The sequence below is a fragment of the Candidatus Methylomirabilis sp. genome (genome assembly GCF_028716865.1).
Taxonomy (GTDB): Bacteria; Methylomirabilota; Methylomirabilia; order Methylomirabilales; family Methylomirabilaceae; genus Methylomirabilis.
The window spans coordinates 47,365-62,307 of the sequence record NZ_JAQUOY010000012.1 but is presented as its reverse complement, the minus strand read 5'-3'; the positions used below and the strand labels follow the sequence as shown (position 1 = coordinate 62,307).

The following is a 14,943-nucleotide window of genomic DNA, read 5'->3' as shown; positions in this document are numbered from 1 at the left end:
AAAAATTACCCCCTCGCACTGCCCCGGTTTGCCCCCCTTCAGGCGCGACAACCCCTGCAATTCAGACCATTCGGCGCCTCTCCCTGTCCCATTGCCCGAGAAAAAATTACTAGCCACCTCCTCGTTTCGACTTCCCGTAAGAAACGGCTGAGGCAAGCGGATATGAGATTCGGTGGCGTAACTCGCTGGTTATATAGGGTTCATTCGTTGCCTTGATCAAGGTCAGATTCCTGGCATGTCGTTTGCTCTTCCTCAAGAAAGAAGGGGGAGAAGACAGTGAGTGCGCAGCGGTTAAACAATGTAAGGCAGAAGGTCCTGATCGTGGATGACGATCCTTTACTCCGGGAGTTGTTGGCAGACTTTCTTGAGCAACTGGGCTTCGAGGTGAAGACGGCGCAAGACGGTCACGCCGGACTGAATGTCTTGAATACGTGTCACTTCGATATTATCTTATCGGACTTTCGGATGCCGGGTATGAGCGGCTTGGAGATGGCAACGATCGTACGCCAGACGAACCCTGCTATCCCCATTTTCCTCATTACGGGAGACGCCTACACGCTTGACACTGAAGCGGTGGTACGGGCAGGAATTACACGGGTACTTCCAAAGCCCCTCAAGTTGAATGAACTCTTACATATGTGTTCAATGGCCAGATAACATCGACACATGAGGCCATCTCGACACAAGGAGGTGAACCCGATGAGTAGAGCTACGTCAAAAAGGATTGCTCTAGCGGTACTTATGCTCGCGCTGACTACCGGGTGCGCCGGAATGTCAACGCGCCAGCAGCGCGCCTTGAGCGGAGGCGCCATCGGCGCGGCCGGTGGGGCTGCGATAGGCGCCATGGCCGGTAGCCCGACTACCGGCGCCATTGTGGGCGGCGCGGTAGGAACAGCCACAGGCGCCATGTGGGACGATATCAAGAAATCGCTGAAGTGAGTATCAGGTACTGACCCCACCTCTCTTGCTCGTTTGGTTGTTGCGGCCTCTCCGATTTGACTCCCCTGAGTCGGAGAGGCCGTTTTTTCTCACCCCCCTCCATCCCCGTCGCATTATCCCCAGAAAGCAAGCCGATGAATCGAAGCGAGACAATAGGATTTTCCAATTTGACTTATCGGATTCAAGCCGATAGTTTTAAGTGTGGTTTTTTCCCTGTTTAAGAACAGGCAGCAAATCTAGCACTCAGGAGGGTGTCCGTGCGCCATCGATGGTTCTATGTCGGGTTATCAAGTTTGATGGCTGTTGTGGTGAGCCTCGGATTGCTCAGCCCTGCCTGGTCCGAAGCGCCAAAGGAGCTGCGGGTGTCGGCCATCCCGGACGAGAATCCCACTGAGTTGATGCGGATCTACACGCCTTTCGCCGAGTATCTGAGCAGAGAGTTGGGTATCCCGGTCAAATACATCCCCGTGGTGGACTACGCCGCAACCGTCGAAGCCCTGGCGGCGAAGAAACTGGACATGGTGTGGTACGGCGGGTTTACCTTTGTCCAGGCTCGAAAGCGGACAGGCAATGCGATCCCGGTGGTAAGCCGAGAGGAGGATCTGCGCTTTCACAGCAAATTCATTACCAGGCCGGACACCGGCATCAAAAGCCTGGCTGACTTGAAGGGGAAGACCTTCTCGTTTGGAAGTGTCAGTTCAACGTCAGGCCATCTCATGCCGCGCTATTTTCTGCTGCAGAATGGGATCGACCCGGAAAAAGACTTCGCGAAATTCAGCTTCAGCGGAGCTCACGACGCGACAGCCCTATGGGTAGAGAGCGGAAAAGTTGACGCCGGGGCCTTAAATGAAGCGGTGTGGGACAAGCTGGTTCAGGCCAAGAAGGTCGATCTCAACAAGGTGCAGGTCTTCTGGACGACGCCCCCCTACATCGACTATGTCTGGACCGTACGGGGCGATCTGGACAGCAGCCTCGTAGAAAAGATTGCCGCAGCCTTCACCAAGCTGAACTACAGCAATCCAGCGGATAAAGCATTGATGGACCTTCAGCGAACGAAGCGATATGTCCGCGTGAAGGTTGAACAATTCAAGCCTGCTGAAGAGGCGGCCATTGCTGCCGGGTTGCTTCAATAGCGCCGTCTAAACCGATGTACATACTCGATCGCGTCTCGAAGGTATTCGCCGGTCGGACGATCGCCGTGCACGAGCTTGATCTGAAAGTCCGAAGGGGCGAGCTGGTGGCGTTCATCGGCCCGAGTGGGGCCGGCAAGACCACCCTGTTCCGGATGTTGAATCTGACGATCCCCCCAACCTCAGGGACCCTCCTGTTCGACGGACTGGATGTCGGTTGCTTCTCGGGACGGCGGTTGCGAGAGGTTCGATGCCGAATCGGAACGATCTACCAGCAACACAACCTCGTCCCTCGCCTGCAGGTCGTCCATAATGTGCTTTCAGGCAAACTCGGCGCCTGGTCCATCTGGCAGGCCACGCGCTCGCTGATCAGACCGACTGAGATCGAGCTTGCCTCTGAGGCACTCACGCAGGTCGGCATTTCCGATAAACTGTACGAGCGGACCGAAACATTATCAGGTGGCCAACAGCAGCGCGTGGCAATTGCCCGGACGCTGGTGCAAAATCCGGAGGTGATCCTGGCCGATGAGCCGGTCTCTTCAGTCGATCCTGCGTTGGCCACCGGGATCGTCAAGCTGTTGATCGAGCTCAGCCAGACTACTCGCAAAACCCTGATCATGAACCTCCACAGCGTGGATCTGGCGCTGGCCCACTTCCCCCGAGTGATCGGGCTCAAGGAAGGAAAGATCCTGTTCGACCTGCCGGCCCCGGCGGTGACAGACGACCATCTGGCAGCCCTCTATGCCGGGAATCAGACCCCACCAGCCGAAGAGGAGGCCCCCAGCCGTGCAGCGCAACGTTCCCTCTACTCCTGCCAGCCTCACCTTACCAGCTAGGCGCTTCTCCAACCTTCAGATTGCCTGTTCCGTCCTGTTCGTCCTGACGTTCCTGGGAAGCTACAGGCTTGCCCAGGTGAAGCCACTGCTACTCTTCGAATCTGAGGGACGTCGGAATATCTGGAAGTTCGTTACCGGCATGTTCCCGCCGGACCTGTCCTGGAACTTCCTGAGTCTGCTGGGTCGCCCGATCCTGGAAACCTTTCAGATCTCTCTGATGGGAACCTTCATCGCCGTAGTCATCAGTTTCCCCCTTGGCCTCTTGGCGACAAGTTCGCTGACCTTTACAGGCATACTGAACGAACGAGAGCTGGCCGGCTCTCCCCCGCGGGCAATCCTCCGCAAGGGATCGTATCTGCTGGCCAGGGCGGTCCTCAGCCTATTCCGAACCATCCCTGAATTCGTGTGGGCCTTCATGTTTGTCCGAGCCGTTGGGCTGGGACCGTTTCCCGGTGTCCTGGCGATCGGGATCGCCTATGCGGGAATGCTGGGGAAGGTCTACTCGGAGATCCTGGAGCATGTGAATCCAGGGCCGCTGGAAGCGCTCCAGGCGACCGGCGCCTCTCGGCTCACCATCCTCCTGTACGGCCTGTTGCCACAGGCCTTACCGAACCTGGTCTCCTACACCCTGTATCGTTGGGAGTGCGCCATTCGGGCATCTGCGATTTTGGGTTTCGTAGGCGCTGGGGGGATCGGCCAACAGCTTGAGATCTCAATGCGGATGTTTCAGTTTAACCAGGTCACGACCCTGATCGCAATCCTGTTCGTGATGGTGGCAGGGGTTGATACGTTGAGCGCGAGGGTGAGAAGTATGATCCTCGGCCGGTCGAGCGTCTGATGGCAGAGATCCCTACGCATACAGTGAGACCGGCGTCAGCACAGAATCGCGATCCTCTCTCCGCCCGCAATCTGACGATCCTGGTGGGCTTTCTCGCCCTCATGGTCTGGAGCTATGTGGGAACCGAGTTCTCACTGCGCGAACTGCTGGGCGGCGAGAGTGCAGCCCAGATTCTGACCTATGCGAAGAAGCTCTTTCCGCCTGATCTCTCGTCAGAGTTCCTGCTCAAGACCGGCTACTGGACCCTCGAGACCTTCGCTATGTCGTTTCTCGGGACGATCCTGGCGGTCGTGATCGCTTTCGGCCTGGTCTTTTTCTCCAGTCGTAATCTGATGTTCGCCGGGCTGTTGTTCGAAATGGAGCGGCGCCGTCCGCGGGTTCGAGCACTCCGCACCGCCCTGTACCTCAGCGCCAAGGCTGTCCTCAACCTTCTCCGGACCGTCCCTCACCTGGTCTGGGCGCTGATCCTGGTCTTTGCGGTCGGCCTCGGCCCGTTCCCAGGGATGCTCGCCCTGGGGATTCATACGGGCGGAGTCCTGGGCAGGCTGTTTGGGGAGGTGATGGAGAACGTCGAGACCCAACCGATTGAGGCGTTGCAGGCGACAGGCGCCGGCCGATTGCAGATCCTGCTCTACGGCATCCTCCCCCAGGTTCTACCAGAGTTTGTCGCCTATACGTTGTACCGATGGGAGGTGAATATCCGGGAGGCAATCATCCTGGGCTACGTCGGGGCGGGGGGGCTCGGCCAGCAGATTCAGATCGCTATCAGCCTCTTCCTAGAGCACCGACTGCTCACACTCATCATCGCGATCTATCTGATCGTCGCGGTCGTCGATGCCCTCAGCGCCTACCTCCGAAACCGCCTGCGTTAACCGTCTTCTGACTCAAGGCATTAGTGCAGCACGTGATAAATCCCTTGATAATCCGTTCGTGGTGAGATGGTCGAACCATGAACGGAACAGACCGAAATGCTGCACCGTTCGATAGACTCAGGGGAAACGGTGAATGTAAAGAAGCGCTGGATGTACTACTTTGGTCGGATTGTACTGGTGCGCCCGGGCAGATTTGAACTGCCGGCCTTTTGCTCCGCAGGCAAACGCTCTATCCGGGCTGAGCTACGGGCGCGAGGTAACTGCGGAAGGAACGGGCCGACTGTAGCATGACAGCGATGAGCGGTCAAGACGCTTGACCATCCCGAAATCAGAGAGAGATTACTGAGATCCCCCTGCAAGCAGGGATTGACGATGGCTGAGTGACTGAAACCAGTAGTAGCCCCAACGGGGATCGAATAGGTTCTTTCCTGGATGGACGCGAGCGAGGCTCACCATGACCTTTCGGGGAACGTATCAGTGGGCCGGGATTGCCGACTTTCGATTTCACGATTTCTGCCATCACACCGCTTCTTGGTTCGGCATGAAGGGCGTCAGTCAGCGAACCATCGAAGCCTTCTGTGGATGGAAGGACTCTCAGACCGCTCGGAGGTACCACAACGCCTCAGCATGGCCGCGCTGCATGAGGTTATGACGCAACTAGGGACGCCAGATCCTTTTCTTATGAATTCCTTCCAACCGTCGCGCCATTATATATCCAGTCCATAGTAACCCCCAGAAGACTCCGACACACCCCAAAAAGAAAAGCCAGTGGCCGACGAGAAAAGCCGGGATCATCCCCAGTACGAGACTTACTACAGACAGGATCGCGGCGAGAAGTCGGAAATTCCGCTCTACGGTGTATTTTCGCTCCTCGCTCATAATTCTACTCGCCTCCAGATAAAAATCGCCTTAACCACGATGGCCGGGTTGGTTGCTGCAACGGAGTCATCACGCTGTGAGTCCCGGAGCCGATGCGGAAACCGACCGGTTTCGTAACCACCTGAAGACATTGGTGGCCCCAACGGGCTTCGAACCCGTGTTTCAGCCTTGAGAGGGCCGCGTCCTAGGCCACTAGACGATGGGGCCATGCGATCAGGAAGGGATCAAAACCGCGTCTACTATATAGGAATATGGAATCGCCGCGCAACCAAAATCCACGGAACTACGCGATGGCGCAATGATACTGGAAGTACGTCACCGACCGGGGGGAGGCGGGAGGACTGCATTATCGCTCGGCCTCGGCGAAGAGCCGCCGTTGGTCGCCGGCAGCGCCAAGTCTGAGGGCAACACCTCCTCCTGCCCTCGGACAATATATTCCTTGACGGCCTCAGGGTCAGTCGGCGAGGTCGGCTGTCCTGTCCTTCGATTCATCCAAGCCTGCGAGACCCCTTCAGGCGGAAGGAAGGGCTCAGCAGGGCTGTCGCCAAGACTCTGCTTCATGAAATCGACCCAGATAGGCGCCGCAATCTTCCCAGCCGTCTCGTGAGAGCCGATCGAGCGGCGTTGATCGTAACCCAGCCAGATCCCGGCTACGACGCTCGGGGTATAGCCGATGAACCAGAGATCTTCTGCGGCCTGAGTCGTTCCGGTCTTCGCGGCGACTGGACGCCCGACACGCTTGGCGGCCTTACCGGTGCCACGTTCCACAACCCCCTCAAGGACCGAGGTCAGGACAAAGGCAATCTCTTCGCGCATGACCTGTTGCGGCTGAGGTACCTGCTCTTCGAGCACGTTCTCGCCTGGGCCTACCACGCGCCGGATGGCGAAGGGCGGCACCAGGGTCCCCCGATCGGCGAACACCTGGTAGGCCGACGTCAGTTCCAGCAGGCTCACCTCCGAGACACCAAGAGCCATGGCGTACTCCCGCCGTAGCTCCGAGGTCATCCCAAGCCGACGGGCGAGATCGATCACCGGATCGACCCCGATCGCCGCAATCAAGCGGACCGTCGGCACGTTGATCGACTCCTCAAGTGCGCGACGCAGCGTCACCGGACCGCGATACTGGCGGTCTACGTTCTCCGGAGCCCACGTCTCGCTTCGTTTCCCCGCACCGATCTCAAAACTGATCGGGGCATCGTCAAGAATGGTCCAGGGGGTCAGCCCCCGCTCAAACGCTGCCGCATACACAAACGGCTTGAAGGCAGAACCGGGTTGCCGTCGCGCCTGGACTGCCCGATTAAACTGACTCCGACCATAGTCTAAGCCGCCTACCATGGCCTTGATCTCGCCTGTCCTGGCATCGAGCGCGACCAGCGCCCCTTCCGGCGCCGCGCTTCCACTCGCCTTTTGTTCGGCCTTGCGCTTGACGATGGCCGCAATGCCCCGACTGATCGCCTTCATGGCTGCCCGCTGCATACCGACATTCAAGGTGGTGTAGATTTGCAGCCCCCCCTGCCGGACTGGGATCGGGCCCAAGCGCACCTCAAGCTGCTGCCGGACATAATCGACAAACCATGGCGCTATACCTTTCGATCGGAACATCGGATTGACCGAGACCGGCGAGAGATTGGCCCGACGGGCCTGGGCCGGTTTGAGCGCGCCCGTTGCCACCATCCGGTCTAATACGTACTGCCGACGCACCTTGGCGCGCTTGATATCGATCAGCGGCGAATACCGCCCTGGGGCGCGTGGAAGCCCAGCGAGAAGCGCGGCTTCAGGAACGGTGAGATCAGTGGCGCTCTTGCTGAAATAGGTTTTGGCGGCCGCCTCGATCCCATACGCCCCATGACCGAAATAGATGGAATTCAGATACATCTCCAGGATCTGGTCTTTTGTGTAAGTCTGCTCGAGTTCACCGGCAAGTTGCAACTCCTGTACCTTTCGTCCGAGAGTCCGCTCATGGCTCAAGAACAATGTCTTGGCGAGTTGCTGCGTGATGGTACTGCCCCCTTCTCTCACGGAAGCAGACATGAGATTTCGTACGGCTGCCCTGGCGATCCCTTTCAGATCAAGTGCCCCATGCTCATAAAAGCGGGCGTCCTCGGCGGCGAGGATAGCCTGTCGCATTTTCAAGGGAATCCTGGAGAGCGGAACAACGATCCGGTATTCCGGAACGATGGGGCCCAATACCCTTCCTTCATCATCGTACAGGAGGCTTGGCTCGCCAGGCTGGAAGATCGGAAGCTGGAGAAGGTTGGGAAGGTCCTCCTCACGCGCCAAAGGCGCCCCCCATGCGGACGCGACGAAAGACATGATAATAAGTAGCGCCGCGGTCGCCACTTGCCATCTTACCCTTCGACAGTCGTGCTGTTGTCGTAAGGAAACTGGTATCACCTCCCCAATGCTGATGTCCACACGGATTCTTGGCCATAATATTCGCAGGGTTGCACGCAAGAAGCTACGCGAATCCAACGATTACTTCTCATCAAACCTTGCCATACTATATCACGGAATGGCGACCTCTTGCGGAGATCCATTGGGAGATATTCCTGGCAATCTATCAAAAAGCCAAATCATTTCAGGGCGATTCAGCGTTCTCGACGTGGCTCTACCGCCTCACCCTGAACGTCTCCCTCGCCAGGCTTCGCAGGCGGAAGAGCAGCACAAAAGTCAACCCGGGCGGCTTCTTGCCATGCTATAGGGAGGACGGCCATCACCAGGTAAGGCCGGTTTTCAACTGGACGAATAGGGAAGAATCTACGGGAGGCTGTGTAGCGTCTAAGAAAGTAGGAACCAAGGAGGAAATAAACCCTTTCTTTGGCAAAGAGGGGGAAGGGAGGATGAGAGAATAAAGGTCTATGCAATGATGCAACTGGTAATATATCTTAGAAGTGTAGGAGAATCGTATGTTGATCAGGCATGCCCCGGATATTGCACCGTCAGAGATTACGGATTATCAGCTCTACCTCAACCGGCGGTCGTTTCTGATCGGAATGGCGGCCTTGGCGCTGGCTCCGATCGGATCGGTCGCGGCGGCTCCGCCGGCCGGCGCACCTCTTCCTGCCGCCCGCAACGAGCGGTTTACCCTGGAGGATTCTCAGACCCCCCTTGAGAGCATCACAACCTACAATAATTTTTGGGAAATGGGTCCGAATAAGGACGATCCTGCGCGGCTGGCACATCTGCTCAAACCGCGCCCCTGGACGGTCCAGATCGATGGCCACGTGGCACGCCCCAAGCGGTACGACATTGAAGAACTGATGCGACTGTTCTCACTGGAAGAACGGGTCTATCGCCTGCGCTGTGTCGAGGGGTGGTCGATGGTGATCCCCTGGATCGGCTACCCGCTCGCGTCCCTCATCAAGCGGGTGGAACCAACAAACAAGGCCAGGTTCGTCGAGTTCACCACGCTCCACGATCCAGCGCAGTTCCCTGGACAGCGCAAAAGTCTCCTCAGCTTCTCCTCACTCGATTGGCCATACGTGGAGGGGTTGCGGATGGATGAAGCGCTCCACCCGCTCACGCTGCTCACATTCGGACTGTACGGGCAGGTGTTGCCGAACCAGGACGGCGCCCCGGTTCGCGTCGTCGTGCCGTGGAAGTACGGCTTCAAGAGCGCAAAGTCGATCGTGCGGATCCGCTTCGTGAGTGAACAACCAAAGACGGCATGGGAAAAGGCGGCCCCAAGGGAATATGGGTTTTACTCAAACGTCAATCCTGCCGTTGATCATCCGCGCTGGAGCCAGGCAACCGAGCGCCGAATCGGGGAGTTTCGACGGCGAAAGACGCTGATGTTCAACGGCTACGCAGACCAGGTCGCGGCGTTGTACGCCGGAATGGACCTGCGACGGGACTTCTGACCTGTGTCCAGGCGAGTACGCATCATTCTGAAGAGTGCCGTGTGGGGCGTTGCGTTGTCGCCCCTACTGCTGCTCCTGTATCGCTTCCACACCAACCAGCTTGGCCCTAATCCGATCTCGTACGCCACACACCTGCTTGGCGACACCGCGCTCCGACTGCTGCTCGCCAGTCTTGCCCTGACGCCCCTTCGCATCCTGTTCGGGATCGCATGGCAAATGAGCCTGCGACGTCTGCTGGGATTATTCGCGTTCTTCTACGTCTGCCTCCACTTCACCGTCTGGATCGCGGTAGATCACTTCTTCGACTGGGGGGAGCTCGCGCCCGATATCGTCAAGCGACCCTACATCACCGTTGGCATGTTCGCCCTAACGCTGCTGACGCCGCTTGCCGGCACTTCCACATCAGGCATGATAATACGTCTGGGGGGCAAGAACTGGCGGCGGCTGCACAGGCTGGTCTATCTTATCGGTCTGCTCGGCGTGCTGCATTACCTGTGGCTGGCCAAAAAGGGCGTGAACGACCCGTATCTCTACGCCGCCATCTTGGCCGTCCTGCTGGGCATTCGCCTGTGGGACTGGATGCGACACAAAGCCTGGTTGGGCTTTCCGACATGGCTTCATGGGGGCCATTCGCTGATAAAGACCGCCAATGGAACGCGTGGGGATTAATCCCCGGCAGAGCCGATGATGGCTCGATCGGGGTCGATCTCCTCCCGAAGGATGCGAAGCTCCTCAGGCGTCGGGGGTGAAAGCTCCTCAACCCGATCAGCAATGAGCGGTGTGAACTCCATCTCCTTGAGGGCGTCATCGACGCTCAGACCACGCAGGACCCCGAGCAAGATCATTTGCTTGGTTCGGTCATCGAATCCGTACAGAGCCTTGGAGGTCGCCACCCGCCAGGGTCCGGTATCCCTGGGCAGGCCGGCCCGCTCGCGGGCTTCGGGCGTGCCATCCAGATAGCCGGGGGAGGTCACGAAATCGACCTTCTCCACGAAACGGCGGTGCTCGTGCTTAATGACGACCACCGTCTGCCAGCACTGGGAAAGCACCTCGTTGGCCCCACCGCTGCCAGGAAATCGCTTCCCCGGGCGGTAGTAATCGGACCCGAGCATGGTCGAGTTGAGGTTACCGAACCGGTCGATCTGGGTGGCGCCGAGAACACCCATATCGACCATCCCAAGCTGGGCCTGCGCGAAGATGGTATTCATGTTCGTCCAGGCGAGCGACCGATAGCAATTGCGCGGCCCGCCCATCGTAAAGCGGACGAACGGGGTCTCTGGGAGCGCCCCGACCGCGCCGAATTCATAGACCTGGACCATCCGAGGGGCGTGCAGTCGTTGGGCCAGGATCGCGGCGATCTGCGGCATCCCATACCCGATGAAGACAAGCGTGCCGTCTTGAATCAGCCGGGCGCACTGGCAGATCATGAACTCGGATTCGCTGAACTCCCTATCGCTCAATGGTAGCCCTCCTTGATCGTCGCCTGTCGCTTCAACTCCAAGAGCCTCGCCATCCCCACACGCTTGTCTAAAAACTCTTCGTGGGAGGCAACGCTGTAGACATACTTGTCGAGATAGGCGGCCATCTTCTGCTCGTCGCGCGAGGCGCCCATGAACTCCAGGAAGTGCGGGATATCCATCTCGTAGATCCCCTGCGTCCCGCCCGGCAGACAGCCGAACGGGGCATAGACGACGGCATCGACCATGTAGTACGGGATGGTGGTCTTCGACGGCTCCTTGCGGATTTCGTCGGTCGTGATGATCTCTTCGGTCGAGATAATCGTCCGCTTAGACGCCATGGCCGTTTCCAGCGGTGATACACCAGGGCCGAAGCAGCGAGCGTTGCCGTAGATATCGCACTGATGGACGTGGACCAGCCCGACATCGGGGTTGACGGCGGGGACCAGCGCGATCGGCTTGCCGGTGAAGGGATCCTGCACCACCTTGGCGCCGGAGTAGGTCAGGGTATCTGTCGCCAGCAGGTTCCTGGTCGGCAGAAACGGCACCCCCATCGCCCCGGCCAGATGGCGGAGCGTCAAGGTCCCGTTGGTCCACTCCGTCACCTTGATCCGCCCCTCCTGCACCCACTTGCCGATGAGCTGGCCAAGGCCCAGAAATCCCACATCGACCCCACGCAGACAGCCTCCGACCGCCAGCAGCGTCGTCTCCATCAGCGTAAACTTGGCCGCAAACCAGAGGTCACGCCTCCGTTGGCGGATGATCTCCCGAACAAGCGAGGCCGGGCCTCTGGTGAATGAGGAGAAGTCGAAGCTGACATAATCGCCGTCCTTCACATAGCGGCGAACCGCCCCGGCTTCGGGCATGACCTTGTCCACCATCGCCCGCCGCTTCTCGGTGCGCATGAAGGCGCGCAGATCGTCCGGATCTGTGACGCTGAATTCACCGACTCCTGCCTGCAGCACATCCATGATTCACGCTCTCCTTTACAGGCCGATTGTTGCGAGGATCTCTTCCGCAGCGGTGTTTCGCTTCTCCCATAGCCTGACCTATAAGCTTAAACATTTTAGAAGGCAAGTAAAATTACTGACGCTTCCCGACTCTTACCAGCCGCTTCCCGGCGGCAATGTGCGCGTGGGACTTCTCTGCGCGGGCCGGCCTGACCTGCCGCGCCGCCCCGATGAAGCGCCAGTAAGGTAGGCCAAAGCCTAACAGAGCGACTCGGATGGGGGCTCCGGAGCACAGCCAGTCCTTTGATAAACAATAGCGTTCTGCTATTATCACTCAGTGAAGCTTATCGGACGAGATGTGATCCAGCTCTTCGCACGGAAACACCCCGACTCCAGGTCTTCTCTGAAGAGCTGGATGCAGACTATAGAGTCGAATAGCTTCAAGCACTTCGTCGATCTCACAAAGACCTTTGGTTCAGCGGATCAGGTCAAGCCGTATACCGTTTTCAATATCTCGGGGAACAAATACCGGCTGATTACTGTCGTAGATTACGCCCTGCAATTCGTGTCAATCGAGGGCGTGCTGACGCACGCCGAGTACGATGAGGCACGTTGGAGAAAGTGACATGACAAGCGCCACACTTGCAAAGAAGCTCAAGCCGCTCGAGTCCCCGGTAGACAACGAGCTGCTTCGGTGGCTCTATCTCCATCTGCCGCCAAGACCTATCAAGGGTAGGAAGATGCATCACGGCTACAGCGAGGCGGTTCGTATCCTGATGCGGGAATCCGGAGGACTGGACGCCCAGAACCGCACGGCTGTCGGCCAGTACCTGAGCGCTGTCATTCCCTTCATCGAGGCGTATGAGAAAAAGGCGTTCCCTATTGGCTTAGCAACCCCCGAGGAAGTGCTGGGGTTCCTCATGGAGCAGCACGAGCTAAGCCAGTACGACCTCGCTAAGGAGCTTGGGGGCCAGCCGGTCGTGTCGCAAATCCTCAGAGGGAAGCGAAGGCTTACACGAGAGCATATCGAGCGGTTGAGCAAGCGATTTGGGGTAGCGCCCGCCACCTTCTACCCCGCAAGCACTACGATCTAACCCCTCGGCTCAATTTGGTCTTACAGACATTGCGGGCCAACCTAACCTGCCGCGCCGCCCCGATGAAGCGCCGGTACGGACGTTCAGAGTCCAGCGGATCACTTCGGACTAGGTCTGGAGCGCATTTCCGCAGGGGTACAATGAATTGCCGGCATGTACAGCATTTGGCCGATCTGCGGAACTCAGAAATCCCTTGCGGACCACTGAAGAACACAATAGAATCCGCACCAACTCCGAAAATAACCGATTGAGATAGGCCAACCAGTCTATTCTGTAGTTGAACCTGCTTGGGGCAGTACGATGACAACTGCCACAATCACACTTTTCTTGCCGCGCGGAGATGCGAAAAGTCTCCGAACCGCCGAGATTTCCAACTGGACCGGAAAGGCAATAGCCGCTCCACGGACGGAATTAGATGATTTGCTCGCGCGAGAGGAACTTGACAAGGCAGGCATTTACATTCTGACCGGCGCTGATCCGATTTCAGGCTCGCCCCGCGCTTACATCGGTGAGGCGGAAATCATCCGCGAACGCCTGAAACAGCATAAGTCGAAGGAGTTTTGGGTTTCTGCCATTGTAGTCATTAGTAAAGACGAGAACCTGACTAAGGCGCATGTAAGATATTTAGAAAACCGCCTATTGAGTGAGGCAACTGAGATTGGGCGATTCACTCTAGAGCAGAACCAGACTGGTGGATCTAGACTTCCGGAATCCGATCGTGCGGATATGGAAGTATTCTTTTCCCGCATCCGCCAACTGTTACCAGTCCTCGGCTCCAATCTGCTAATCGCGGTCGGTCAGCCGGAGGCAAAGCAACAATCAGGCGGAATATTGTTTTGCCGAATGAAAGGTGCTGAGGCGCGTGGTCATCGTACCCCAGACGGCTTTGTGGTTCTTCAAGGTTCTACAGCCGTCCTGCAAGAGCGCAAGTCCGCTAACAAATGGCCGTACATCCTCGCTCTTCGTCGGAAGTTAATCACAGATGGTATCCTTGTTGAGAAAGACGGGTTTTATCTCTTCACGAAAGATTCTGAGTTTACAAGTCCTAGTGCGGCAGCCGCAGTGGTCGAAGGAGGTAGCGCGAACGGACTCATCGAGTGGAGGACCAAAGACGGAAAAGTTCTCAAAGAGTTAGACGAACAGGCCTAATACAGGCCGATCTTGGCGAGAACTTGTTCTACGGCGGTGTAGGGATCGAGGGTGCGGTCGGCGACACGGGCGATCAGCTCCTGCATGCGCCCGTTTTGATCGAACCGCTCCAGCGCCTTGGCCGTCAGTCGCTCCTGTAGCAGCGCTCGAAAGGCACGCTCACTTCGCTCCCGTCCCTTTTGCCTCCGCAGATCGCGCTCATCCATGAACGCCTTATGCTCGAAGATCACATCCAGCAGCACCGCAACGCCTTCCCCTGTTGTGGCGACCGTCTTGAGGACCTTTGGAGACCAGCCAGCCTCCGCAGGGGCCATCTGTAACATCATCTCAAGCTCAGTAGCTGTCCGGTTCGCGCCCTCCCGGTCGGCCTTGTTGACCACGAACAGGTCGCCAATCTCCAGGACACCCGCCTTAAACGTCTGGATTTCATCGCCGAGACCCGGCACCGAGACCACCACACAAGTGTGCGCCGTTCCCACGACCTCCACCTCATCCTGACCGACCCCCACCGTCTCGATCAGAATCACCTCTTTCCCAGCCGCATCCATGACGTCCACGATCTCGTTGGTGGCGCGGGCCAGGCCGCCAAGGTGGCCGCGCGTCGCCATACTGCGGATAAAGACGCCGGCGTCAAGGCTGTGGCTTTGCATCCGGATCCGGTCCGCCAGAATCGCCCCTCCGGTAAACGGGCTCGTCGGATCTACCGCGACAATCCCCACCGTCTTGTCGCGTTTTCGCAACTCTTCGGTGAGCCGGTCGGCCAGCGTGCTCTTGCCTGAGCCCGGCGGACCGGTAATCCCGATGATGTGGGCTGAGCCAGTATGGGGGTAGAGTGACTTCAGCGCAGCCCTGGCCTCGGCATCGCCGTTTTCGATCATGGTCATCAGGCGGGCCGCCGCGCGGACATCACCCTTTAGAATGTTCTGCACCAGCTCCATG

General features: G+C 58.1%; 16 protein-coding genes and 2 tRNA genes. 12 read left to right on the top strand and 6 right to left on the bottom strand.

The annotated features are described in order from the left end of the window. Positions 1–276: 276 nt before the first annotated feature. From PHV01_RS06505 to phnE (PHV01_RS06480), 6 genes are all read left to right on the top strand, one after another. Complete coding sequence (locus tag PHV01_RS06505) at positions 277–657, top strand: response regulator (protein ID WP_337290343.1); 381 nt, start codon at positions 277–279, stop codon at positions 655–657. Between the two features lie 42 nt (positions 658–699). Further along, positions 700–939: a YMGG-like glycine zipper-containing protein gene (locus PHV01_RS06500; RefSeq protein ID WP_337290342.1), complete on the top strand. Its 240-nt coding sequence runs from the start codon at positions 700–702 to the stop codon at positions 937–939. A 296-nt stretch (positions 940–1,235) separates the two neighbouring features. Then, positions 1,236–2,072, top strand: coding sequence for a putative selenate ABC transporter substrate-binding protein (locus tag PHV01_RS06495; protein ID WP_337290356.1), 837 nt, complete (start codon positions 1,236–1,238; stop codon positions 2,070–2,072). 14 nt (positions 2,073–2,086) lie between these two features. Then, positions 2,087–2,905, top strand: a complete 819-nt coding sequence (locus PHV01_RS06490; RefSeq protein ID WP_337290341.1) for a phosphonate ABC transporter ATP-binding protein — start codon at positions 2,087–2,089, stop codon at positions 2,903–2,905. Further along, positions 2,856–3,743 (top strand): phosphonate ABC transporter, permease protein PhnE, encoded by an 888-nt coding sequence (gene phnE, locus PHV01_RS06485; RefSeq protein WP_337290340.1) that lies wholly within the window; start codon positions 2,856–2,858, stop codon positions 3,741–3,743. Before PHV01_RS06490 ends, phnE (PHV01_RS06485) begins: the two co-directional genes overlap by 50 nt. Beyond that, on the top strand, positions 3,743–4,615 hold the full coding sequence (phnE, locus tag PHV01_RS06480; protein WP_337290339.1) for a phosphonate ABC transporter, permease protein PhnE: 873 nt from the start codon (positions 3,743–3,745) through the stop codon (positions 4,613–4,615). Before phnE (PHV01_RS06485) ends, phnE (PHV01_RS06480) begins: the two co-directional genes overlap by 1 nt. 175 nt (positions 4,616–4,790) lie before the next feature. Here the strand turns inward: phnE (PHV01_RS06480) and PHV01_RS06475 are convergent. From PHV01_RS06475 to PHV01_RS06465, 3 genes are all read right to left on the bottom strand, one after another. Further along, a tRNA-Arg gene (locus tag PHV01_RS06475) sits at positions 4,791–4,868 on the bottom strand. Between the two features lie 757 nt (positions 4,869–5,625). After that, positions 5,626–5,701: transfer RNA gene (locus PHV01_RS06470), tRNA-Glu, on the bottom strand. Positions 5,702–5,809: 108 nt separating this feature from the next. Beyond that, positions 5,810–7,774 (bottom strand): penicillin-binding protein 1A, encoded by a 1,965-nt coding sequence (locus PHV01_RS06465; RefSeq protein ID WP_337290338.1) that lies wholly within the window; start codon positions 7,772–7,774, stop codon positions 5,810–5,812. 143 nt (positions 7,775–7,917) lie between these two features. Here PHV01_RS06465 and PHV01_RS06460 point away from each other — a divergent pair, with 143 nt between their 5' ends. From PHV01_RS06460 to PHV01_RS06450, 3 genes are read left to right on the top strand one after another with little or no spacing between them, the layout of a single operon-like run. Further along, a complete protein-coding gene (locus PHV01_RS06460) occupies positions 7,918–8,346 on the top strand; it encodes a sigma factor (RefSeq protein WP_337290337.1) in 429 nt (142 codons plus the stop codon). Positions 8,347–8,400: 54 nt separating this feature from the next. Then, complete coding sequence (gene msrP / locus PHV01_RS06455; protein WP_337290336.1) at positions 8,401–9,354, top strand: protein-methionine-sulfoxide reductase catalytic subunit MsrP; 954 nt, start codon at positions 8,401–8,403, stop codon at positions 9,352–9,354. A gap of 39 nt (positions 9,355–9,393) precedes the next feature. Beyond that, positions 9,394–10,023 carry a protein-methionine-sulfoxide reductase heme-binding subunit MsrQ gene (locus tag PHV01_RS06450; protein ID WP_337290335.1) on the top strand — a complete coding sequence of 210 codons (630 nt, stop codon included), beginning with the start codon at positions 9,394–9,396 and terminating at the stop codon, positions 10,021–10,023. Here the strand turns inward: PHV01_RS06450 and PHV01_RS06445 are convergent. Further along, on the bottom strand, positions 10,020–10,814 hold the full coding sequence (locus PHV01_RS06445) for a CoA-transferase (RefSeq protein ID WP_337290334.1): 795 nt from the start codon (positions 10,812–10,814) through the stop codon (positions 10,020–10,022). The two genes, PHV01_RS06450 and PHV01_RS06445, sit on opposite strands and share 4 nt — an antisense overlap. After that, the gene (locus PHV01_RS06440; protein ID WP_337290333.1) at positions 10,811–11,782 is read right to left on the bottom strand and encodes a CoA-transferase; all 972 of its coding nucleotides are present in this window, start codon (positions 11,780–11,782) and stop codon (positions 10,811–10,813) included. Before PHV01_RS06440 ends, PHV01_RS06445 begins: the two co-directional genes overlap by 4 nt. 316 nt (positions 11,783–12,098) lie before the next feature. Here PHV01_RS06440 and PHV01_RS06435 point away from each other — a divergent pair, with 316 nt between their 5' ends. The 3 genes from PHV01_RS06435 to PHV01_RS06425 all read left to right on the top strand — a co-directional run bounded on the left by PHV01_RS06435 (position 12,099) and on the right by PHV01_RS06425 (position 14,004). Beyond that, positions 12,099–12,386: a type II toxin-antitoxin system HigB family toxin gene (locus PHV01_RS06435; protein WP_337290332.1), complete on the top strand. Its 288-nt coding sequence runs from the start codon at positions 12,099–12,101 to the stop codon at positions 12,384–12,386. Position 12,387: 1 nt separating this feature from the next. Continuing rightward, entirely contained in the window at positions 12,388–12,855 is a 468-nt protein-coding gene (locus tag PHV01_RS06430) for a helix-turn-helix domain-containing protein (protein WP_337290331.1), read from the top strand. Between the two features lie 300 nt (positions 12,856–13,155). Next, positions 13,156–14,004 (top strand): GIY-YIG nuclease family protein, encoded by an 849-nt coding sequence (locus PHV01_RS06425; RefSeq protein WP_337290330.1) that lies wholly within the window; start codon positions 13,156–13,158, stop codon positions 14,002–14,004. Here the strand turns inward: PHV01_RS06425 and meaB are convergent. Next, positions 14,001–14,942: a methylmalonyl Co-A mutase-associated GTPase MeaB gene (meaB, locus tag PHV01_RS06420; RefSeq protein WP_337290329.1), complete on the bottom strand. Its 942-nt coding sequence runs from the start codon at positions 14,940–14,942 to the stop codon at positions 14,001–14,003. The genes PHV01_RS06425 and meaB overlap by 4 nt on opposite strands. Position 14,943: the final 1 nt, after the last annotated feature.